Below are 20,963 nucleotides of genomic sequence, written 5' to 3'. Positions count from 1 at the left end.
GCTCATCTGGCTACACGTTGAAGCGGAAGTGCATCACGTCGCCGTCGCGGACCACATACTCTTTGCCCTCGACCCGCATCTTCCCAACGGCCTTGACCGCCGCGTCGGACTTGAGCTCGACCAGCGTCTCCCAGTCCACGACCTCGGCGCGAATGAACCCCCGCTCGAAGTCGGTGTGAATCACCCCCGCGGCCTGGGGCGCCTTGGTCCCGCGCTTGATCGTCCACGCGCGGCACTCTTTCTCGCCGGCGGTGAAGTAGGTGATCAGGTCCAGCAGCGAGTAGGCGGTGCGGATCAGCTTGTTGAGCCCCGGCTCCTCCAACCCGATCTCGGCCAGGAACTCCTTGCGCTCGTCCGGCTCGAGCGCGGCGATCTCCGCCTCGTTGTTGGCCGAGATGACCACGACCTCGGCGCCGCTCGGCGTGACGTGATCGACCAGACGCTTCACGAGCGGATCGTCGAGCCCGGCCGCGAGCTGATCCTCGCCGACGTTGGCCACATAGAAGACCGGCTTGGCGGTGAGTAGATCCAGCTCGGCGAGCACGGCCGCCTCGTCGGGGGTGAGCTCGAGCTCGCGCGCGGCCTTGCCTTCGTTGAGCTCGGCGATCACCCGCGGGCACAGCTCGAACGCCAGCTTCTCTTGCTTGTCGCCGCTCTTGCTCTGCTTGCGAGCCCGCTCGAGCCGGCGCTCGAGCGACTGCAGATCCCGCAAGATCAGCTCGGTGTCGATCGTCTCGACGTCGTCGATCGGATTGACCTTGTTGGCGACGTGCTGAATGTTGTCGTCTTCGAAGCAGCGGACCACGTGGGCGATCGCGTCGACGCTGCGGATGTGGGCCAGGAACTGGTTGCCCAGCCCTTCACCCTTGCTCGCGCCCGCGACCAGACCCGCGATGTCGACGAACTCGACAGTGGTCGGGACGGTGCTCTTCGGCGTGATCACCCGGATCAGCGCGTCGAGGCGAGGATCGGGGACCAGCACGATCCCGTGGTTGGGCTCGATCGTGCAGAACGCATAGTTGGCTGCCTCCGCGCCCGCGTCGGACAGCGCGTTGAACAGCGTGGACTTGCCGACGTTGGGGAGGCCGACGATGCCTACAGAGAGCGCCATGGTGGGGCCGGAGGTAGCACGGGCGCGAACCTTTTTACAGCGGTAGCGGTAGCTCTACCGCGGGCGTTCGCGGACGGTCGAGTCTTCGATCCTGACCGCCTTGGTGGCGAGCGCGTCCGCCTCTTCGTTGCCGTCTTGCCCGGCGTGGCCGCGCACCTTGAGCAGCTCGAGCTTGGGGAACTCGGGCAGCCTGGCCTTGATCTTGTCGATCAGCGGGACGTTCTTCTTGGCCTTCCAGCCGCCGATCAGCACCCCGAGCGACCAGCCGCTGTCGGTATAGAGGTGGATCGTCCGCTCGCGCTCGTCCTCGTGGAGCTCCTCGATCGCGCGGAGGATCGCGCGCAGCTCGGCGACGTTGTTGGTCGCCTCGCCGATGTACTCGCTGATCTCGCTGATCTTGTCGGGCCGCACGATGTGCACGCCGATCCCCGCCGGGCCGGGGTTGCCGGAGCACGCGCCGTCGGTGTGGATCACGATCGTCTGCTCGTCGGCGGCGACCGCCGGCTGTTCGCGGAGCTTGGTCGAAGGGGTGGTGGCCTGTCCGCCGAACGCCTCATCCGAGAGGATCTCGCCCGTGCCCTCGCCGGCCTCCTCGAAGTTCTCCCGCTGGGTGCGGTACGACTTGATCGCCCCCTGCTTGTAGCGAAACTCCACGAGCCCGCGCCGCACGATCGGCTTGCCGGTCTCCAGCACCCGAACCCAGACTGACTCACCGCGATATTCGAAGGCCTTCCAGGGCATGAGCGCGGGGATGGTAGCCGGGCAGGCTCGATCCTGCACATCGCGTCTCCAAACCGTCCGCGCTAACTTCGCGCCGCCGCAGAACGGCCTAGAGAAGCGAGCGGTGCTCTGTTCGGCGAGCCGCGCGAGCCGCCGATCAGCCGAGTGAGAATCTTTCGTGCGCGAGCGGGTGCACACCGGCTTGACCGCGAGAGTTGCGCCCGCGTATAAGCCGACGACCATGAAGCGTATCTGGACGACGTCGCTGGCTGTCTCCCTGTTGGTTCTTCCCGCCTGCAAGGGGGGAGCGAGCGCCGACGCAGTCAAGCTCATCCCCGACGAGGCTGAATTCATCGTTGGGTTGAACCCCAAGACCATCACCGGCTCGGACCTCTACAAGGAGTTCTCCTCGGAGTTCGAGAAGGAAGATGACTTCAAGGAGGCCATGAAGGCCTTCGAGGACTGCGGGCTCAAGCCCACCGAGTTCGACGCGGTCGTGATCGGTGCCAGCCAGACCGAGGACTTCGTCGCGGTCATCGTCGGTGACGGGATCGGCGAGGACGACAACGCCTCGTGCGTCATCAAGAACATCCAGAAGATGAGCGGCGAGGAAGAGGCCGCCGAGGTCAGCAAAGAGGACGGCAAGAAGGTCATCCAGTTCACTGACGGCCGGGCCTACCTGGTCAACAAGAACATGATGGCCCTGTCCACGACCGCGTGGGAGGACAAGGTCGGCGAGCTGATCGACGGCAAGGGCACCCCCGCGATCGAGAACGGCAAGAAGGACCTCTACGGCAAGGTCGACGCCAAGGCCGCCGTGTGGTTCATCGCCGACGTCCCCGCCGAACTCGCTGGCATGGCCGCGATGGCCGCTCCCGAGGCGACCGCCGTCAAGACCGTCGCGGGCAGCGTGGATCTGAGCAAGGGCGTCGCGCTCGACTTCATCGCCGGCTTCGGCGACGAGGCCAAGGCCAAGGCGACCGCCGACAAGATCCAGGAGATGTTCGACGGCCTCAAGGGCCAGGCTCCCCCGGAGCTCGCGGGCGTGGTCGAGAGCGTGAAGATCGAGGCGTCCGGCCCCGACGTCAAGGTTGGCGTCTCGGCCAGCATGGACGACATCAAGGCCGGCAAAGACAAGATGCCGCTCTAGTCTCTCGAGCCACTGGCTCGCGCTCAAAAAGGGACCGGTGACGGTCCCTTTTTGCGTGCTAGCGTCCCGACAAATGTCCGGCCAACGACCGTCCACCATGCCCAGGCGACTGTATGTGAGGCTCGCGCTGGGTCTGGCGGTGGCTGTTGGCTCGGGCTGCGGGCGCGAGGCCGAGTCGGACGCCGTCGCGGTCGCCCCGGCACAGCCAGCACGCGAGGCCTTCCCGCAGCCGATCGAGCTGATCCCCAACGAGGCCAGCGTCATCGCGGGGCTCACCCCCACCGTGTTCGCAAGCTCGCAGCTCGCCAGCCAGTTCGCCGCCGAGCTGGCCGCCGAGCCCCAGTTTCAGCAGGCCAAGCAGGCGCTCGACGGCTGCGGCCTCGAGCTACGCAGCTTCGAGAGCGTGGTGATCGGCACGCACGCCGACGAATTCGTGGTCGCGCTGACCGGCTCGGGGTTCGGCGAGGACGCGCGGGCGCTCTGCATGATCGAGGCGGCGCAGCGGCTGGTCGGGGCTGCACCCAGCGCGGAGATCAGCGTCGACGACAGCAAGAAGATCATCGACTTCCCCGACGGTCGGGTGTTCTTGGTCAACGCGAACCTGCTCGTGCTCGCCACGGCCGGGTGGCAGGGGCAGGTCGGCGAGCTTATCGACGGAGAGGGCGAAGCCAAGCCGGCGGCCAAGCACGCCAAGCGCGAGCTGCTGACCACCGTCGACACCCACGCCGCTGCGTGGCTCGCCGCCGATCTCCCGCCGCAAGTTGCGATGCTCTTCAATTTCGTGGGCGTGCCCGAGGCCGCCGCGGCCATCAACTTGACCGGCGCCGTCGAGCTCGGCGAGCGCGCGCGGGTCGAGCTCACGGCTGGCTTCGAGACCGACGCCGCAGCTCAGACCGCCGCGGCGGGGCTTCACGGCCTGCTGAGCAAGGACGCCGCCGCGGAGCTCCCCGCCGCGCTCGCGGGCGTGCTCGGGCGCGTGAACGTGGGCAACGTCGGCGACCGCGTGCGGGTCGGCCTCGAGCTTCAGGCTGGTGACTTCGCCGCGCTCGCGGCCGCGGCCCACGCGACGCCAGCACCCTGAGCGCCCGCCCCAAAAGTCACGCCCAGCGCCTGGACGCGCCCCGGTTCCTGAGTTTCAATGCCGGCCCCCTCCTCCCGCCAGCTGCTGTTGGCGGTGCCCAACGGGAAGAGAACCATGGCCAAGCAAACACCCCTCCAGATCCTCAACGAGAAGTACGGCTCCAAGAAGGAGCTCGCCAAGCAGCTGTCCGACGTGCTCGAGCCGCTCGAGGACGAGTCCAAGGACGAGCTGGCCGAGCGCCTGACGCTGGTCTCCAACGCCAAGTTGCTGCACCTCAAGGCGCTGTCCGACAAGGTCGCCGCCCACGGTGGGCGCGAGGGCCTGGTCCAGAAGGTCGCCGCGGCCGAGAACAAGACCGCCGACAAGGACTACGTGCAGGCGCTGACCAGCAAGCGCACGCTTGGGTGGCTGCTCGACCGCGTGGAGTCGCAAGAGCGACGCGCTCGCAAGGCCGCCAAGGCCGCGAAGTCCGCTTAGCAACTCCTCGCCACCCCAAAGGCCGGTGCTTCGATCGTTCGGCGGTCGAGGGGCCGGCCTTTGCCGTAGGTGAGAGCGGGCCTACCAAAAATCCAGAATTCCAGTGGGGCTGGAAATCCCAGCTAGAAATTCCAGGTTGGCTGTTGGTCGGGCCGCTCGATTCTGCCCTCATTATCAGCATATTTCGTATGTAAAACTACTAAATAATGCGTATAGTACGGCCTTGGAATCACGTTGAACGCCGATTTCAACCAGCTAATGGTCCAATGGAGCTCGATCTGAGGGGGCCGAGCGCCTAACCTCAAAAATCCAGTGACATGAAAATTTTCCATCAAATAGGTTGACCTCCAGATTCAGTATCTGTAAAACAGAAGCACGTCAGGCATCACCTCCACCCACAAGCCGTGAGGGAGGCGCCAGCCGCTAAACCGCCAAGAAAGGCAAGACCATGCGCTTTATCACTAAGATTGTTCGCCGCCTCGACCTCATCGGATTTGCCGAGCCACCCAAGGCCCGCGTTCGCGGCAAGTCACCGCGCGCCCGGCTTCGGGCCGAGGCGCTGAGCTTCTTGGCCTGACCAGCCGAGCGAGCATGGGTCTGGCTCACGGATGAGCCGAACAACCGCAGAACCAGGGGCCGAGTCGTTCAGCTCGACGCGAGCCTGTCACGCCAGCTCGCGGCGCAGGTGCTTGTGGGCGAGCTCGACCTTCTCGGCTGCGTTGACGAGCGCCCGTTGGGCCCGCTCCCACGCCTCCGCGTTGATCTTGCGGATCAGCTCTTCGCCGCTCACTTCCTCGGTGTCGGGCTGAAGCCCGGCCACGAATTCGACTCGCGCTTGGCCGCTGTCGCCCGGCTTGGTCGCAGACATCGGCAGCAGCTCGGCGAGCCGTGTCCTCGCCGCACGCAGCTCATCGTATGCCTCGTCGAGTGTGCTGAGGATGCCTTCGATCTCTGCTTGTGCCGTCATGAAACCGCGCCCCGGGGTGTGGCCCCCAGAGTGCCACGATGTTTGGGCGCGTGCATGTGTTGGATGCGTGGGTTGTCAGCCGGCCCGCCGGCCGAACTTCTGAGCGGCGCTGACACTCACGCCCCGTGGCGTGAGGGCGGCGTGGGCTCAGCCGCCGACTTCGAGCGCCACGGTCGTGAGGTTGCCCCGCACGTCCCGCGCGCGCGCGACCACGCGGTGCAGCCCGGGCCCGAGCGCGCTCGGCAGCACCAGCTCGAACTGCTCGGCGCTCGAGGCCGTGGAAGAGATCGTTGATGTTGGCCATGCTGGTGGGGCGGCATTGCCAGCACCGTGCCGATCTTCGACGCTGGTGGAGCCGAACCATCCCCCGCGGTGCCCGACCCCGTGAAAAATGCTTCGACCGCGTGCCGGTGCTCCGAGGATCGCTTCATCGACGCGACGACGCTCGGGGCAGGGGGATCCAGACACCTACGACGCCGCCAGCTCTGGCTCTGGCGCCGGACCCTGCTCGACTCCAACGCCGCCGACGCCCGGGTCGAGCGCGCGAACGCGACGTTTCGCTGGACCGGGAGCTGGCTGACGATCTTCGTTTCTGTCGATCCGATCGGCGCCTTCACCATGACCCGCGCGCAGCTCAAAGAGCTCGAGGATTTGGTGGATTGCGTGCGCCAGGTCGGCCGCGACGTCCACGTGCTCGCGCAGATTTGATTGCAATCGTATGGGTGCTACTCGAAGTCCAGCCACCACCGCGCTGGGGTGATCCGTGGATCTCGGTCCGAGCCGCGTAGGCGCAGGGCCTCTTGGATCAGCTGGCGCACGAGCTTGGGCGTGACCGGGGCGATGTGGTGGGGCCGCAGCTCCCGGCGCAGCTCGCCGACGTGGAGGTGGACGCCGTCCCAGGTCGCGAGGAGGCTCTTGTCTTCGGCGATGATGCGAACCACCGCTGGCCGCGGCGCGAAGTACATGTCGTCGGCCGTGATCTGCCCCGGCCCGCGCCCGCTCGCGCGGTAGTCCCAATGGTAGGCCTGACCCTCGACCTCGATCCGCCTTCGGCCCTTGGTTCGAATTCCCACGGCTGAAATCTAGCAGTCTTCCTACCGCGCGGAGCGAGACCCATGGGAGACAAAACGGGTGCGTTTGGATATCGTGCCGACCCGTCGTCGTGATCTCATGTTGCTGACACAAAAAACTCTGCCCAAGACGCTATACTGGTCGGCGCCCCTCGACCTCGACTCCGACTTCACGCCCGAGGACCCGCTGGCGTTCGACTACCTCGGACAACAGGTCGGCCTGTGGCTGTTCGAAGGGTTCACGACCCGTACGAGCCGGGCACAGAACTACGCCGTCGTCATTTACGGGCTGCATCTCGCCGAGCTCGCTTGTCAGCGGTATGACATCCCGAGCGACGACGTCTCGCGCACCAAGCTGTTCGAGCGCTGGGAACGGTTCTGGGCACTGGCCACGCTCGAGTCTCATGGTCGGTCGCTGGGGCGAGGTCACGCGGACGGGATGCGAGGCATACGTGGGGCCACGCGAGCGTGGTTCGACGGAGCCAGGCCGTTGCGGCTCGACTATAGCCTGATCTCTCGTCAGAGCGAGCTGGGGAGCCTTGGTGCCTACCTGTCGTCGCTGCGGACATACAAGCTCGTGGTCCCTGGCACGCTGCGACCATCGCTGGCAGCCAGGACGATCATCGACGCGTTCTGGGACGAACCCGACCAAAATCAGGCCGTGGGCCAGTACCAGGAGTACGCGCTCCGAGCCCTCGACCCCAAGCGGCTCACGATCGAGCGCAAGCACGGAAGAATCTCGCTCGCCAAGGTCGGGAAGATGTCGCGCTTGTCGTCGCTGACCGAGCGCGGCCGAAAGGCTCAGCAGGATCGGCTATGGCAAGCCTTGTTCCTCAACGCCCGCGACGGCACGACCTTGTCGCTCGCCCACCAGCTGATCGCCGCTCGACGGGACGGCGTGGACGCGTCCGCCGAGCTGCTCGAAGGGATGTTGGAGGGCCGTTGGGGCCCGCTCGATCCCCCGTTGCGAGACTTGGTCCAGACCGCGATCGCGTTTGGCCGCTTCGCTCAGCTCGTGCTCGATCGCTTCGCCAGCGCCTATGCGTTCATCAACGACCACAACTGGGTCGCCGACTTCGCGGCCACGGCCAGCGCCGCGTTTCCAGCCGCACAAATGGACGAGCTGCGTGCTGCGTGTCGCGAGGTCCTCGATGCCCCGGCTTCGGCCCGCTTTCGCCGACTCGTGTTCCACGGGCCTCCCATGATGCAGCTCGTCGTGGAGCTCTCGGTTGCCGATAGCTCGACGGCCCTCGATCGACTGCTCGCGTTTCACCGGGCCGTGCAGCAGTCTCGGCGCGGTGGAGGGTCGTGGATCCGTCGGCAGGACGACAAGCTCATCTTGCAGGCCACCAACTACACGGGCTATCGCACGAGGGCCCAGTTTCCGGAGTTCAAGCTTGGTGTCGTCCAGCGGCTGCTCCACGATCTCGGGAGGCTCTCGTGAAGGTCGCCGTCGGCAAGGTGCTCGACCGTCTCGCTGCCGAGGAGATGTGCTTCGGGGCCCTGTTTCTCACCTACGCGTTCGACCCGTCGTTCTTCGAAAACCACGTCCTGCGCGCGGTCCTCCGGCTCAGCTCAGACCCCGTCGAGCAGCCGACGCGCTACCACGACGAGGCGCTCGCCAGCTTGCAAGTCACGCCGATCGCCGTGATCGCGGACGCCGGCGTGCGCCAGGGTGGACGCCGCCTGGCCTACGACCTCCTCGACGTGTCGGCCCGAGTCTTTCACTCGAAGCTGGCGATCTTGCTCTACGAGGGCTTCGCTCGGGTCCATGTCGGATCGGGCAACCTGACCTCGGCTGGCTATGGGAGCAACGCGGAGCTGTTCCTCACCCTCGACCTTCGCTACGACATCCAGTCGGAGGCGCAGACGCTGCACGAGCTGGTCGGGTGCATCGAGCGGGCTTCAGCGTTTGCGCGGCGACGAGGCACGCAACTTCACTTGTTCATGGAGGAGTTCGAGCGCCGCCTGCCAGGGCGGACGGGAGACGTGGACAGCTCGGTCGCGTGCCTCGACTCGACCCTGGATAGCTGCATCCTCGACCAGGCGCTCGCGCTGTTGCCTGCAGACGCCGTCATCGAGCGAGTCGGGATCATGGCGCCGTTCTTCGAGCGTGATGATCGAGCCGCCGCCGAGTCGCTCGACTCCGTGTTTGGCCGTCTGTACCAGCTCGCCGGTCCGAGCGCGCACCTCGATGTCGGCGTGCTCTGGGAGAACCCGGCGGTCCGGCCCCAGTCACACACCACACGCATCGCCGACGGTCTCGGCCGCTTGTGGGGGTGGCTCGGCAAAGACGAGGCTGGGAACGAGGCCGTGACCTACCTGGTCCCGACCAAGGTCGCGCGGACCCGACTCCACGGCCTCGATGCGCACGCCGAACGTCAGTCGTGGCCATTGAAGGGTATCGAGGCCGCGCTCGCCAAACAGACCCTCTGGCCGTTGGAGCAGCCCCGCGCCTACGCACCGCCCGCGGCCCTCGAATCCGCCCGCGCCGCCTTCGAGTCCATGCAGGTGTGGCTGCACCCCACGACCCAGTTGGTCGATGGGCGGCTGGTCTATCGCCCGCTCCACGCCAAGCTGCTCGTGCTCGCGTACGAGACCGCGGGCCGCAGCGAGACCCTGGTCGTCGTGGGCTCGGCCAACGCATCGCGCAAGGCGTTGTTGCTGACCACGGCGCAGACTGGCAACGTCGAGCTGTGCTTCGCGCAAAAGGTCGAGGGGTCGCTCGCGCTCGACGACATCGCCCCTGATCTCGTCGCGTGCCCACACCTCGCGGTGTCGGTGCACGAGCGCGAGTTCCCCGACCTGGGCCCCAACTACGCGCTGGCGGTGCTCGACGCGGTGTATGACGCCGCCGCTCGAACGCTGGTCGTCGAGTGGACCCAAGCGGTCGTGCTGCCTGCGTGGTCACTCACCTACCGCGACGCCATCGTCGCCAGCGGGGTCGGGGCCCCCACGCAGGCCACGGTCATCAACGAGTTCGACCTCCACCGATCCAGCGCCGAGCTCACGCTGATCGTCGGCGACTTCGCATGCGCGATCCCGATCTTGGTCAGCGACCTCGTCGCGCTCCCGGTTGGTCCCGGCGAAGGATTGTTGGGCCTCTACGAGCTCTTGCTGCTGTTGGGCCGACGCTTGGGACGCGAACGCCTCGAGCATCTGACGCAACAGCGTCTCGTGGCTGGCTCGGACTCCGACGCCCCGCTCGACGAGTTGTTTGGGCTCGGCTTCGGTCCCACCGACGTGTTCAAGGCGTGGTGGAGCGTGGCGGCCGAACTCGCTCATCCCGAGACCTCGGTTGCCGCCTTTCGGCTCGGTATCGACGGCTCGTTGGGGCTGCGCGCGGTCTGGAAGCGCATGCTCGAGGCGGCCGCCACGGAGGCGTTCTCGCGCGACACGATCTGGTTCTACGGGGCCGAGCTGCTGCGGGAGCTCTCGACCGTTCACTTGCCCGACGACGACGCCAGCGACAAGAAGAGGGGCTACCTCGACGGCTTTGTCGAGCAGCTTCAGTCCGACCTCGACACGCTGGTATCGGACTCGCCGCCTCGGGCCTGGCTCGCGCAGGTTCGCTCGTTCTACGGAGTGCAATCATGACTGACACGGCGACCCTAGATTGGCTTCGGTGTTTCTTGCAGCTGGGCGCTCGGCGAGCGCAGGACGGGATCCCGTCTCGGGATGTGCGTCGGCAGGAGGACACTGTCCTTCGCGCCCTGCATACGCTCGAAGATCGCCCGGGCGTCATCTTGGCTGACGAGGTCGGGATGGGGAAGACCTTCGAGGCGCTCGGCCTCGCCGCGGCCGTCCGACATCGCAAGCCCAAGGCGCGGATCGTCGTCGTCACGCCCGGGCCCGACCTCAACACGAAGTGGGTCGAAGAATTTGCGCGCTTCAAGCAGATGTACGACTTCGGGGGGGAGGTGCAGTCGGCGACCAGCCTCTCGGGGTTCATCCGTCTGGTTCGTGAACACCCGATCGTCGTCTCTCCGGTGACCATGTTCCAGGGGGGCAAGGGCGGAGGCGCACAGACCTACCTGCTGTCTTTGTTCTTTCACTGGAAGGGTCTCCACGGCAGGACCGCGAACGCGATCATGGCCAGGTTCAGGGAGGGGAAGCACGAGCGCGTCGACGTCACGCACGAGCGCTTCCTCGGACATTTCGGTCTCGGAGATCTCGAGCGACACTTGCGGTCGGCATTCCATCGAGGGAAGAAGGGTGAGGGTGAAGGCAGCAAAGGCTGGGCTGGACTCGATGACATCTATGAAGCCGAAGGTCTGGCTGGCTTCGAACGACCCTACGCCGTCCGCAACGCCCTGTATCGAGCGCGCTTCATCCTCGCCGGCCGCCTACTCCCCGCCATCGACCTGCTGATCGTCGACGAGGCCCACAAGCTAAAGAACTCGGGCTCTTTGCGCTCTCAGGGCATGAGAACCATCTTCCACAACGGCTTTCACAAGGCCGTGTTCCTGACCGCGACGCCCTTCCAGCTCGACATCGGCGAGCTCCGCGAGGTCTTCGGCCTGTTTAGCTTGGCCAAGTCAGCACCGAGGGGCCTGCTCGACGAGATCGACGCCCTGTTGTCCAAAGTCCGCGAGTACCAACACGCCTACGACGCGTTTCAAACCACCTGGACCAACCTCGAACCATTCGTCGCGGCCGAGTTCTCGCGCGACTACGACGCTGACCCGGAGCGCTACGCACCCGAGGATGAGAGCCTTCAGATCGTGCTGGCGCAGGTGAAGAACCTCCGACGACTGAAGAACGACGTCATCGAACCCGGGTTTCGCAAGTGGATGATCCGCAGTCTGCGCGAGGACAAGCGCCAGTACCGGGACCACCAGCCCAAGACCCTCGACGCCAAGGGTGACTCGGTCTTGCCCTTCCTGATCTACGAGCGCCTGACCGCCGAGATGTTTCGACGTCACCGCCCCACGCACAAGGCCGCCGTCGAGATCAACATGGTGTCCTCCTATGCGGCCGCGTCGGGTGGCGCGATCATGACGACTGAAGGCACCCCCCTGCCGCCGCAGGCCGAGGTCTACCGCGAGCTGCTCAAAAGCGTGCTTGGTCACATCGACGCCAGCGCAGAGAGCCACCCCAAGCTCGAATTCGGGATCGCTGACGCGTTGACGGCTGCCGAAGGCGGAGAGAAGACCCTCATCTTCTGCTCGCGTGTCGCCACCCTCGAGCAGCTGCGACGCGAGATTCGAGCCGCTTGGGATCAGCGGATGCTCGCTCGCTGGCAGCGGGTCTATCCCGGCGCGACCGCCGACGAGATCTTTGACCGCAAGGGTGAAGGCGAAGACCCCAGCCGAGTCCGTGGCAAGCACACCCGACTTCAGCAACGGTTTCACCGAGCTCAGGATTCGCTATACCTGGCGCTGCGCGAGCGATACCTTCGCACCGTCGTACCGATCTCCGGCTGGGCCCTGGTCAACGTTGGGCCGATCGCGGAGGAGGCGAATCGGCTCCTGCGGTCGGTGACCGTCGCAAGCTCCGCTGCGAGCGACATCAGCTACCAGGTCGCCAAGCGATGTGTCGAGCAGGCTGCGGTTCGCTTGTGGGAACACGCCGGTCGGCCGGTCGCAGCGGCCGCAAACCCGGAAGCGATCCACGCCATCTTGCGCGCCGACTTCCTGACCCTCGGGCTCGATCTCGAGAAAGACGAATTTGAGAATGACTCGGTAGGCGATCAGCGCCCCACTTGGACCGTCAGTGAATCGATTGCCCGCCTGGTGATCGGAGAGCACGGAAATCTCTGGGAGTCGGTGACCGGGCTCTTGGATCGGCTGGCGCTGAAGCTGCGGGTCCGCGTCGTCGAGCAGCTGAGCCGGTACCTCACCTATCGACAGGTCCCGTTCGTGCCGGAGTTCCTCCACGCGGCCATTGACCATGGTCTCTCCGTCGACCCTGTCCACTCCGCCCCGAGCTTGGCGTTCCTCGATCAGTATTGGACGCTGCCCGAAGGCCGGCATTGGCTCGAGCTCGTGCGGAGCTTCCTCGAGTACTTCATCGATCGGGACGATCGGCAGCAGGCGATGATCCTCGAGGGACCGATCCGGTCGGGCAGCTTTGTCCGACACACCAAGAGCCCCGAGGGGCGCGATCGCCTGCGCGAGGCCTTCAACACCCCGCTGTTTCCAATGGTCCTGGTCGCGAACGAAGTCATGCAAGAGGGCCTCGACCTCCATCGACATTGTCGTCGCGTGGTCCACCATGACCTCGTCTGGAACCCGGCGCAGATTGAGCAACGAATCGGCCGGATCGACCGACTCGGATCCAAGCTCGTTCGCGTCCGTAGCGAGACGCCGGACGCGAAGCTCGATGTACTCTACCCGGTGATCAGGGGGACCATCGACGAACGCATGTTCCGCACGGTGAAGCTACGCGAGAAGTGGCTCGAGTTCTTGCTCGGCGCCCAACCTCAGTTCAACGAGTACGAACTTCACGATGTCGAGCCTCCGGAGCTGCCGTCGCGGTTGGCGGAGTCGCTCGCGATTGATCTCGGGCCCGGGCCTCGTACGTTGACGGCCGCATCATGACCAACGACCCCACCCTCGAAGCGGCCGAAGCGAGCTTGGCTGCGACCTCGAGCTCCCACCGCCCATTCTTCGTCCCGGTCACACGTGCGCTGAGCCAGCTCGGCGGCCGTGCTCGCAAGCAGAGGGTCGTGATCAGGATCCGAGAGCTCTTGGCGGGAGAGCTCACCGAGGGGCAGCTCGACTACCTCGAGTCAAAGAACCGATTCGGTTGGGCTCGACACGACCTCAAGCACGCAGGCCTCATCGTCGGCGAGTACGGCTGGTGGGAGCTCACCGAGCTCGGCCGTGCCCACGCCCGTGCTCACGAGAGCGATCCACTCTCCGTCGACCTCGCCATCCCCGAGGCCACCGAGCCAATCGCGCGCAAGGTCCAGACCGACACCGTCGAGGTCACGGCATTCAAAGCCTATGAGGTCCCCATACTCGAAGCGCTGGCCCTCAACCTCACCGATCGCGGGGAGATCCTCGAGCGCGTCGAGCGACACCTCGGCGACCGACTCCGACCGGGCGACCTTCGTCTCATGCCTGGCGGTGTCCGGGTGTTCGAGTTCCGAGCCGCCTGGGCGCTCTCGAACCTCGGGAAGCGAGGGCTCGCCGAGAACCCCCAGACCGGCCAGTGGAAGATCACTCCTGCCGGGCGCCTGCACCTCGAGCAAGAGCGCGACGGCTGGGATCCCAACGGGTTTGCGCCCGCCAGCGCCAAGGTGCGGGCCGACGGGAGTGGAGGCGCCCCCGTGTGGCCGCCACCGACCGCCAATGCCCCCGCCCATCGGGTGCTCGACACCTGGCAACGCCTCCGGCCCAAGCTCGGCAAGCCCATCCACGACGCCCTGACCCTCCGTCTCGCCCCTCAGCTCGGCGCGTCCCCGGACCTCGCCCCGCCCCGCAACCTGATCTTCTACGGCCCACCCGGCACCGGCAAGACCCACGTCGCCAAGCAGGTCGCTCGCGCGCTCACAGGCGAGGACGCGGCCGACGAGGACGGACGGTTTCGCCTGGTCCAGTTCCACCCCAGCTACGCCTACGAGGACTTCATCCAGGGCCTGCGTCCAGACATCAAGCAGACCACGCTGCGCTACGAGCAGACCAAGGGGCCGTTCGTGCAGATCGCCGAGGCGGCGGGCGAGGACCCCGACAATTTTTACGTGCTGGTGATCGACGAGATCAACCGTGGTGACCCAGCGCGGATCTTTGGCGAGCTGCTCTACGCGCTCGAGTACCGTGGTGAGTCCGTGACCCTCGCGCTCGGGGGCAAGCTGGTCGTTCCGCCCAACCTCGTGGTGATCGGCACGATGAACTCGGTCGATCGCAGCGTGGCGTTGGTCGACTACGCACTGCGTCGTCGGTTCGGGTTCGTCCGCGTCGACCCCAACCCAGAGGTCGTTGGGGCGGCCCGTGTGCCCGGGCTGATCGCCGAAGTGGGTCCGGGCATCCTCGATGCGTTCAACCAGTGGATCGCCAAGCGTCTCGACCGGGACCATCAGATCGGCCACAGCTACTTCCTGTCCCCAGCGCTGGTCGAGGACGGCGACCCGTTCGGGCAGCTATGGGCGATGGACATCCGGCCGCTGCTCGAGGAGTACTTCTTCGGTGACGAGCAGGCCTTGGCCGAGGCCGACGGAATCTGGCGGGCGATCGTCTCGCGCGAGCTCTCCGACCGCCAGACCCTCCAAGACGAGGATGACGAGCTCGAGGAGGGCCAGGTGGCGGAGCCTTGATGGTTCGGGTCGTCTACGAGAACGAGCCCTTCGCTGCGTCGCCAGAGCATGCCAGTCACCTCGGGCGACTGCTGGGTGGGAACTTTGGGGTCAGCGCCGATGGCATGCGAATCGTGCGGGTCGCAGGCTCGCTGCGCATGCCGGATGGATCGACCCTGTGCATACGCTCGCGCAAGGCTCCGCTCGCGTGTCTGCTAACTTGGGCCGCCTATGCCTACCCGGAGCTGTCGGCTCTGCGGCACGTGAGTCGCAGCGACCACGGCGGTGAACAGGGCGACGTCGCGGCCGCGCTCGCGCGGGTGTTCTGCGACGAGCTGAGTCGCGCGATCCAGGCGACGGGGCTGCTCCGCCACTATCGCCGGCAAGAGCAGGTCTCGTCGGTCGTACGCGGTCGTATCGACTTCGCCCGGATGTCTCGGATGGGCGCGAACCTGGCCCAAGTCCCCTGCATCGTGTTCTCGAGGCTCCCGAACACGCCTTTGAACGGGCTGCTCGCGGCCGCGCTGGCGTCGATCCAACGAGTGTCCGTCATGCGCGCCGCCGCAGGGCCGGCCCTCGGTCCCCTGACCGCGCTGTTCGCCGAGGTCCAGCCCCGCGTCGAACCTGCGCTGGTCAGCGGCAAGCTGCCCTTGACCCGACTCGAGCGTCCGTTCGAGCCGAGCGTCGCCCTGGCCCTGTTGCTGGCTCACGCCCACGGCCTGACAGAGGGCACGGGCGTCCGCGGGCTCTCGTTTCTGATCAACCTCGCCAACTTGTTCGAGCGCTCGGTCGCCCGCGCGCTCACCCGGTCATTGCCCGGCGCGCGCGCGAAGGTTCAGCTCCCGTACCGACGCGGCCCGGTGGACGCCTCGGTCCACGGGGGCAGCATGGAGATCGACGTATTGCTCGAGCGCTGCGACGGTGACCGCCCCGTGATCGTCGACGCCAAGTACAAGACCACCCCCGCGTCGGCGAACCTCCAACAGACGCTGACCTACTGCTGGATGACCGGCGCGCGACAGGCCGTGCTGGTGTTCCCCAAGGGGATGCTGAGCGACCTCCGGCCGTTCCGATACCGCAACGTCGACGGCTCGCGGATCACGGTCCACTTGGTCGAGCTAGCGACCGATTCGGACACCCTTCAGGGCTGGGAGGAGGCGGGCGAGCGACTGGTGGCACGTGTACAGGCGACCACCGAACGATGATCTCATGGCCGTGGTGAACACCACGGGCGGACGTCACGAGGCCAAGCTAGTGTCGTACTCCGCAGGCGGCACGAACCCCAGCGGCGTCAGCGAGGGCGCGGCCAGGTTCGAGCGCTCAGCCGCCGACTTCGAGCGCCACGGTCGTGAGGTTGCCCCGCACGTCTCGCGCGCGCACGACCACGCGGTGCAGCCCGGGCCCAAGCTCGCTCGGCAGGACCAGCTCGAACTGCTCAGTGCTCGAGTCATACAGCCCATCGCTCGCCGAGGCCGACCGAAACGCCCCACCGTCGATCGAGAACGCCACGTCGCGCACGTAGCTCCCCTGGTCCTTGGCGACCCCGGTGATCCGCCCCGCGTTGGCGCGCACGTTCTCCAGCGTCGGCCGACGTCGGTCGATCACGAACGGCTCGGAGATCAACGAGTCCCGCGCCGCCGCGCCAGCGCCGTTGCTGGGCTCGTCGCTGGCGATCACCTGGACCTCATAGATCCCGTCAGCCAGGGTATCGAGGTCGAGCTTGATCTCCTTCTTGGTGAGCGGCCCGTCCTTGTTGAGCCTGACCCAGGCGTCATCCCCGGTCCCGGTGCGCCGGATCGCAACCTCGTACAGCAGGTCGTCATCATCGCGGGCCTCGGCGTCCCACTCGATCGTGATCGTGGGATCGGGCTCTTCGTCGCTGCTGCTGCTCACGCTCGGCATCTTGACGTCGATCTCCTCCACCAGCGGCGCGAGGTTCTCGGGCGCGTAAAAGGCAGTGATCGAGCTGAGCTCGGCGCTGTCGTCCCCAAGCGCGACCTCGACCTGCAGGTAGCGACGCTGCGGCAGATCCGTGGACCCACGCAGCTCACCGTTCTCGCTGGCCAGCTTGACGGGCTTCCAGGCGCTCCAGCGATCATCGACCTCCTCGGTCGGCCCCGAGCGCACGCGCAGCTCGAGCTTGCCCTTGCCCTCGAGCGCGAAGCTGCCGTAGCGGGCGGGGTGATCGGCGTCGAGCACCTCGGACACCCAGCGCGGCTTGGTCTTGGCGTTGGCGGCCTTGGGCGAGAGCAGGTACACGGCCGCGCCGTCGCTGGCGGTTGCGAGGATGTCGCCGCTGTCGGTCCGGCACATGCTGGTCGCCTGGCGCTCCTCGAGATCCGCGACGATCGAGACGTCTCGGCGCCCGCGGGCCCGATAGATCCTGCCGCCCTCGGAGCTGGCCGCGAGCACGGTGCCGCTGTCGTCGAGCGCGATCAGATCAATGAAGTACTGCGAGCCCTTGGCGAACCACTTGTCCCACGCCGCGTCCTGGGCACGCAGCACGTCGCGCTTGCTGCCCAGGTCCACGGCCCACAGCTCGGCGTCGGCGTCGGCGCGGGACCGGGCGGTGTTGTTGTCCTCGGGCTTCTCGCCGGTCAGGCTCGAGCGGTTGAGCTGCTTGGTCAGGGCCACGCGGCTCGACACGCTGCGATCCTCGAACTTGTTGACGGCGGCGATCACCGTGGAGCCGGACAGCGCGAGCGCGCGGATCTCATCGCCCTTGAACTCGTGGAGCAGCACGCCCTCGAGCGCGGCGTCCAGCTTGTACAGCCGCGACTTGGGCGAGGTCCCAACTAGGATCTCGTCGCCGACGGCGAGCACCGACAAGATGTCTTTCTCGGGCACGTCGAGCACGACCTTCGGGTCCTTGCCGTCGGTGCCGACCGACCACAGCTCGCCCTTGGGACCGGTCGCAACCAGCAGCTTGCCCTTGTGGGGGACGATCGCCCAGATCTGCTCGACGTCCTTGAGCTCGGCGAAGTCGCTGACCTCGCCGTTCTTGTCGACCCGCAGCAGCTTGGAACCAGGGAGCACGGCGACGACGAGATCCTGGCTGGGCAGCCGGGCGATCGCGCTGACGACCACGCCCTCGAGCTCGACGAGCTGCTTGACGGCCGGGGTCCCGCCGCGCAGGTCAACCTGCTGGATCGTGGCGTTGTCTGCGGTCCCGACCCAGGCTTGCTTGCCGTCGGTCACGCAGGTGAACGCGGAGCTGAGCTCGAGATCGGCGCGCTCGCTGGCGTAGCCCCGGGTGACCCGGCCGCTGGTCTCGATCGCGGCGCCGACGACCTCACCGTCGTCGAACTCGTCGAACTCGTCGAGCTTGTGGGTCTTGGTGCCGCCGGCCTGTGCTGAGCCAGCAGCGAGGATCAGCGAGGCGCACAACAAACTACGAGGGAACCACTTGGATTTGGTCATCGGGAGCTCAGTCGATCGCCTTGGCGGGCCGCACGTCGATCTCCAGGCTGGCCTCGCCCCGGATGATCGAGTTGGTTCGGATCACCCGCCGCGCGGCCTGCTTGAAGTGGACAGCCTTGCGGTTGCTGCCACCCGGGCTGAGGGTCTGCAGCACGCTCTCGGGCAGCTCTTGAACCAGGCCATGCTCGGTCGCGAGGCCCTCGCCGGGGCGATAGATCGTGCCGATGATGCTGCGCGCCGGGTAGCTCGCGGCCAGGTTGTCGAGCAGGTCGTCGAGGTTGCCGGGCAGCGGGGCGTAGGGCGTGATCCACTCGCCGCCGCCGAGCTCGAGCACGACCCGCTCCCCGCCGGCGTCGGCGGGGATCCGCACGCTGACGGTCTGGGTTCGCGTGGGCCCGCGCGGGGGCTTGAGGTCGACGAGGATCTCGAGCAGGTCGCCCGCGCGGACCACCTCATTGGTGATGCGGATCCGATCGATGGTCTCGACCTCGGCGCCGTAGTGCACGACCGCGCTCTGCTTGACCGACTTGATGCTGGCGAGCTCGAACGGGTTGTCGAGCGCGGCCATCATGATCAGCAGCGCGCGGCTGCGGGCCGCGAGCCCGCGCACGATCCCGCGCGGGTAGTAGGTCTCTTCGTCGAGCACGAGCGTGCGCGGACCCTGCGAGGTCTCGAGCAGGATCTCGTGCCGGGTCTCGAGCACGACCTCGACCGCGTCGCTGCCGGCCTCCTCGATCGCGTCGAGCATCAAGGTGGTGACCAGCGGCGGCGTGAGCACCTCGGAGTCGGCGACGGCGCTGTGGTAGCTGCGGGTCTTGAACTCGGGATCGGGGCCGGTCACGCTGGTCGTGACCGGGATCATCGGGGTGTGGATGTCCGTCCGCAGCGAGATCGCCGGCTGGCGATCCTGGATCATGGTGCCCTGGATGTCGCGCGGGCTCGACAGCTTGACCGAGCGCTCGACGCTGGCGAGGATCGTGTGCACGTGGCCGTTGGCGATCGGGTACTTGGACGGCCCCTCGCCGTACATGGGGTGGCCGAACGCGAGTAATTTTTCTTGCTGGGCGCCGCCGACCCACGTGACCGTGCCGTTGGGCGCGGCGCCGTTGTCCCCGGCGATCAGCACGACCGAGACCGAGTCGCCCGGGGTCCACTTGTGGCGGGTACCGGCGCTGGCTTCTTGTCCCGAAGACGGCGCCGAGCGCATGGAGCCGCCGCCGAGCACCGGGACCAGGCCGGTCGCGTCGGCCAAGAATTGCGCAGCGTGCGGGCTGAGCCCGGCGACCGACATCGGCGCGCCGATCGGCGCAAGACCGCCCGAGGGCATGCCGTTGGGCCCCGGGATCTGCTCGGGGACCTGGCGCGCGGGCAGCTGATCGGTCCCGAGCGCGAGCATTTGATCGGCCCACGCCGCGGTCCCGGTCCGGCCGCTCGCGCGCGCGGTCTTGGGGAACACCTCGGGCCGATAGGGTAGATCCGCGACCTCGAGCATGTTCTCGATCGGGGTCATGCCGCCGAGCGGGTCCTTGCCGAACCGGTAGCCGTAGGCGAGCGCGCCCGCGAGCTTGTCTTGAATGTAGATCGGGCTGCCGGACATGCCGCCGACGATCCCGGTGTGAACCAGGCGTGGATCCGGCGAGCGAAACAGGACGGCGTCTTGCCCGGTGACGTAGTCGCGGACCACGTCGACGACCTCGATCTCGAACTTGTCGGGGACCTCGCCCTCGAACACCGTCAGCGCGTAGCCCTTCATGCCGGGCTTGATGTCGTCGATCGGGATGATGTTCGCGTCTTTGCTGCGCTTGCCGGGCCGGGCGCTCTCGGTGCCCGAGCCGTCACCCGCGATCGCGTCGCCAGCCAGCCAAAAGCCCCCGTAGAGGGTTGCCAAGGCCGCGACTGGCGCGAGCACGGGCCGCAGCAGGCGGCGGAGATTCGAGGTGCGATCAGGACTTGTTGCCATGCTGGTCCAGGGCCCGTCGCATGGTCGCGACAAGGTCTTCCTGCGGCGTGTAGAAGTAGCGGAACCTGCTCGGCCGGTTGGGGTTTTGCAGGCCCTGATCGACGTTGCCGTTGGCGTCGAGGAACATCACCCGGGGGATGTACTGGCCGTCTGGCCCATACAGCGTGGCCTCGGGGTTGTCGTCTTGGTTGACGTGAACCATGACGAAGCGCTCGGACAGCTGCTCGAGCTTGGCGTCGGCGTTGAAGGTGCGCTTGAGCTTCTGGCAGTTCCCGCACCAGTCGGTGTGGACGACCATCATGACCGGCATGCCCGAGCTCTTGGCTTCTTTGAGGCCCTCTTCGAATCCACGCCAGGCGATGTTGTCGTTCCAGCCGTCGGCGGGGATCGTGGCCTGTCGCTTGGCGCTGGTCGGCGCGTCGGCCTTGGCGTGGGTGCTGTCGGCGTCGGCCTCGCGCTCGGGCGGCTCGATGCAGCCGCCGACGAGCAAGGGCACCACGGTCAGCAAGCTCATGGCCACCGCGAACAGGGGCCTGCGTGGCGGCTGTGTCCGGGTTCGCAAGGTGCGGGAGCGTAGCATTTTTAGACCCCCACAGAGAGCTTGGCACTTCGCCGACTGCAGCCGCTGGCGCGTCTGGTCGCTTCGCTCCTCGGGGCTAGCTGTGCGCATGGGTATGTGTGGCCCCCTATGAGGGGGCTCGGAACCTTGTTTGCCGGCGTCCATGGGCCGCGCAGCGCGCGCGAACCTTTGGCTAGATTTTTGCGTAG

17 protein-coding genes are annotated in these 20,963 nt (G+C 66.8%); 10 read left to right on the top strand and 7 right to left on the bottom strand.

The genetic code is table 11. The features are described from left to right. Positions 1-10 precede the first annotated feature (10 nt). Positions 11-1,111: a redox-regulated ATPase YchF gene (ychF, locus tag ENSA7_RS38880; protein WP_106094490.1), complete on the bottom strand. Its 1,101-nt coding sequence runs from the start codon at positions 1,109-1,111 to the stop codon at positions 11-13. 54 nt (positions 1,112-1,165) lie between these two features. Next, the gene (locus ENSA7_RS38875; protein ID WP_181234541.1) at positions 1,166-1,852 is read right to left on the bottom strand and encodes a ribonuclease HI; all 687 of its coding nucleotides are present in this window, start codon (positions 1,850-1,852) and stop codon (positions 1,166-1,168) included. A gap of 220 nt (positions 1,853-2,072) precedes the next feature. On the opposite strand from ENSA7_RS38875, the gene ENSA7_RS38870 reads away from it, so the two are divergent. From ENSA7_RS38870 to ENSA7_RS45960, 4 genes are all read left to right on the top strand, one after another. After that, positions 2,073-2,981, top strand: coding sequence for a hypothetical protein (locus ENSA7_RS38870; RefSeq protein WP_181234540.1), 909 nt, complete (start codon positions 2,073-2,075; stop codon positions 2,979-2,981). A 97-nt stretch (positions 2,982-3,078) separates the two neighbouring features. After that, positions 3,079-4,062: a hypothetical protein gene (locus tag ENSA7_RS38865; protein WP_146158650.1), complete on the top strand. Its 984-nt coding sequence runs from the start codon at positions 3,079-3,081 to the stop codon at positions 4,060-4,062. Positions 4,063-4,176: 114 nt separating this feature from the next. Then, positions 4,177-4,539, top strand: a complete 363-nt coding sequence (locus ENSA7_RS38860; protein ID WP_146158649.1) for a hypothetical protein — start codon at positions 4,177-4,179, stop codon at positions 4,537-4,539. Between the two features lie 448 nt (positions 4,540-4,987). Further along, positions 4,988-5,116, top strand: a complete 129-nt coding sequence (locus ENSA7_RS45960) for a hypothetical protein (RefSeq protein WP_280524068.1) — start codon at positions 4,988-4,990, stop codon at positions 5,114-5,116. Positions 5,117-5,203: 87 nt separating this feature from the next. On the opposite strand, the gene ENSA7_RS38855 is transcribed toward ENSA7_RS45960, so the two are convergent. Next, entirely contained in the window at positions 5,204-5,506 is a 303-nt protein-coding gene (locus ENSA7_RS38855) for a hypothetical protein (RefSeq protein WP_106094485.1), read from the bottom strand. A 330-nt stretch (positions 5,507-5,836) separates the two neighbouring features. Here ENSA7_RS38855 and ENSA7_RS38850 point away from each other — a divergent pair, with 330 nt between their 5' ends. Continuing rightward, positions 5,837-6,214 carry a hypothetical protein gene (locus ENSA7_RS38850; RefSeq protein ID WP_146158648.1) on the top strand — a complete coding sequence of 126 codons (378 nt, stop codon included), beginning with the start codon at positions 5,837-5,839 and terminating at the stop codon, positions 6,212-6,214. Between the two features lie 17 nt (positions 6,215-6,231). Here ENSA7_RS38850 and ENSA7_RS38845 read toward each other — a convergent pair whose 3' ends face one another. After that, entirely contained in the window at positions 6,232-6,579 is a 348-nt protein-coding gene (locus ENSA7_RS38845; protein ID WP_106094483.1) for a hypothetical protein, read from the bottom strand. Between the two features lie 58 nt (positions 6,580-6,637). On the opposite strand from ENSA7_RS38845, the gene ENSA7_RS38840 reads away from it, so the two are divergent. From ENSA7_RS38840 to ENSA7_RS38820, 5 genes are read left to right on the top strand one after another with little or no spacing between them, the layout of a single operon-like run. Beyond that, positions 6,638-8,020, top strand: a complete 1,383-nt coding sequence (locus ENSA7_RS38840; RefSeq protein WP_181234539.1) for a hypothetical protein — start codon at positions 6,638-6,640, stop codon at positions 8,018-8,020. Continuing rightward, positions 8,017-10,173 (top strand): hypothetical protein, encoded by a 2,157-nt coding sequence (locus tag ENSA7_RS38835; RefSeq protein WP_106094481.1) that lies wholly within the window; start codon positions 8,017-8,019, stop codon positions 10,171-10,173. The genes ENSA7_RS38840 and ENSA7_RS38835 overlap by 4 nt, the downstream gene beginning before the upstream one ends. Continuing rightward, positions 10,170-13,118, top strand: a complete 2,949-nt coding sequence (locus tag ENSA7_RS38830) for an SNF2-related protein (protein ID WP_106094480.1) — start codon at positions 10,170-10,172, stop codon at positions 13,116-13,118. Before ENSA7_RS38835 ends, ENSA7_RS38830 begins: the two co-directional genes overlap by 4 nt. Continuing rightward, positions 13,115-14,836: a winged helix-turn-helix domain-containing protein gene (locus ENSA7_RS38825; protein ID WP_106094479.1), complete on the top strand. Its 1,722-nt coding sequence runs from the start codon at positions 13,115-13,117 to the stop codon at positions 14,834-14,836. The genes ENSA7_RS38830 and ENSA7_RS38825 overlap by 4 nt, the downstream gene beginning before the upstream one ends. Beyond that, complete coding sequence (locus tag ENSA7_RS38820) at positions 14,836-16,020, top strand: 5-methylcytosine restriction system specificity protein McrC (RefSeq protein ID WP_106094478.1); 1,185 nt, start codon at positions 14,836-14,838, stop codon at positions 16,018-16,020. The genes ENSA7_RS38825 and ENSA7_RS38820 overlap by 1 nt, the downstream gene beginning before the upstream one ends. Before the next feature lie 115 nt (positions 16,021-16,135). Here ENSA7_RS38820 and ENSA7_RS38815 read toward each other — a convergent pair whose 3' ends face one another. From ENSA7_RS38815 to ENSA7_RS38805, 3 genes are read right to left on the bottom strand one after another with little or no spacing between them, the layout of a single operon-like run. Continuing rightward, complete coding sequence (locus ENSA7_RS38815; RefSeq protein ID WP_146158647.1) at positions 16,136-18,235, bottom strand: hypothetical protein; 2,100 nt, start codon at positions 18,233-18,235, stop codon at positions 16,136-16,138. A 7-nt stretch (positions 18,236-18,242) separates the two neighbouring features. Next, the gene (locus ENSA7_RS38810) at positions 18,243-20,195 is read right to left on the bottom strand and encodes a SpoIVB peptidase S55 domain-containing protein (RefSeq protein WP_106094476.1); all 1,953 of its coding nucleotides are present in this window, start codon (positions 20,193-20,195) and stop codon (positions 18,243-18,245) included. Next, positions 20,179-20,757, bottom strand: coding sequence for a thioredoxin family protein (locus tag ENSA7_RS38805; protein ID WP_181234538.1), 579 nt, complete (start codon positions 20,755-20,757; stop codon positions 20,179-20,181). The genes ENSA7_RS38810 and ENSA7_RS38805 overlap by 17 nt, the downstream gene beginning before the upstream one ends. Positions 20,758-20,963 lie beyond the last annotated feature (206 nt).

The organism is Enhygromyxa salina, from assembly GCF_002994635.1.
Classification (GTDB): Bacteria; Myxococcota_A; Polyangia; order Nannocystales; family Nannocystaceae; genus Plesiocystis; species Plesiocystis salina_B.
Note: the sequence above shows the minus strand (reverse complement) of the source record. Positions and strands in the feature narration are given on the sequence as shown.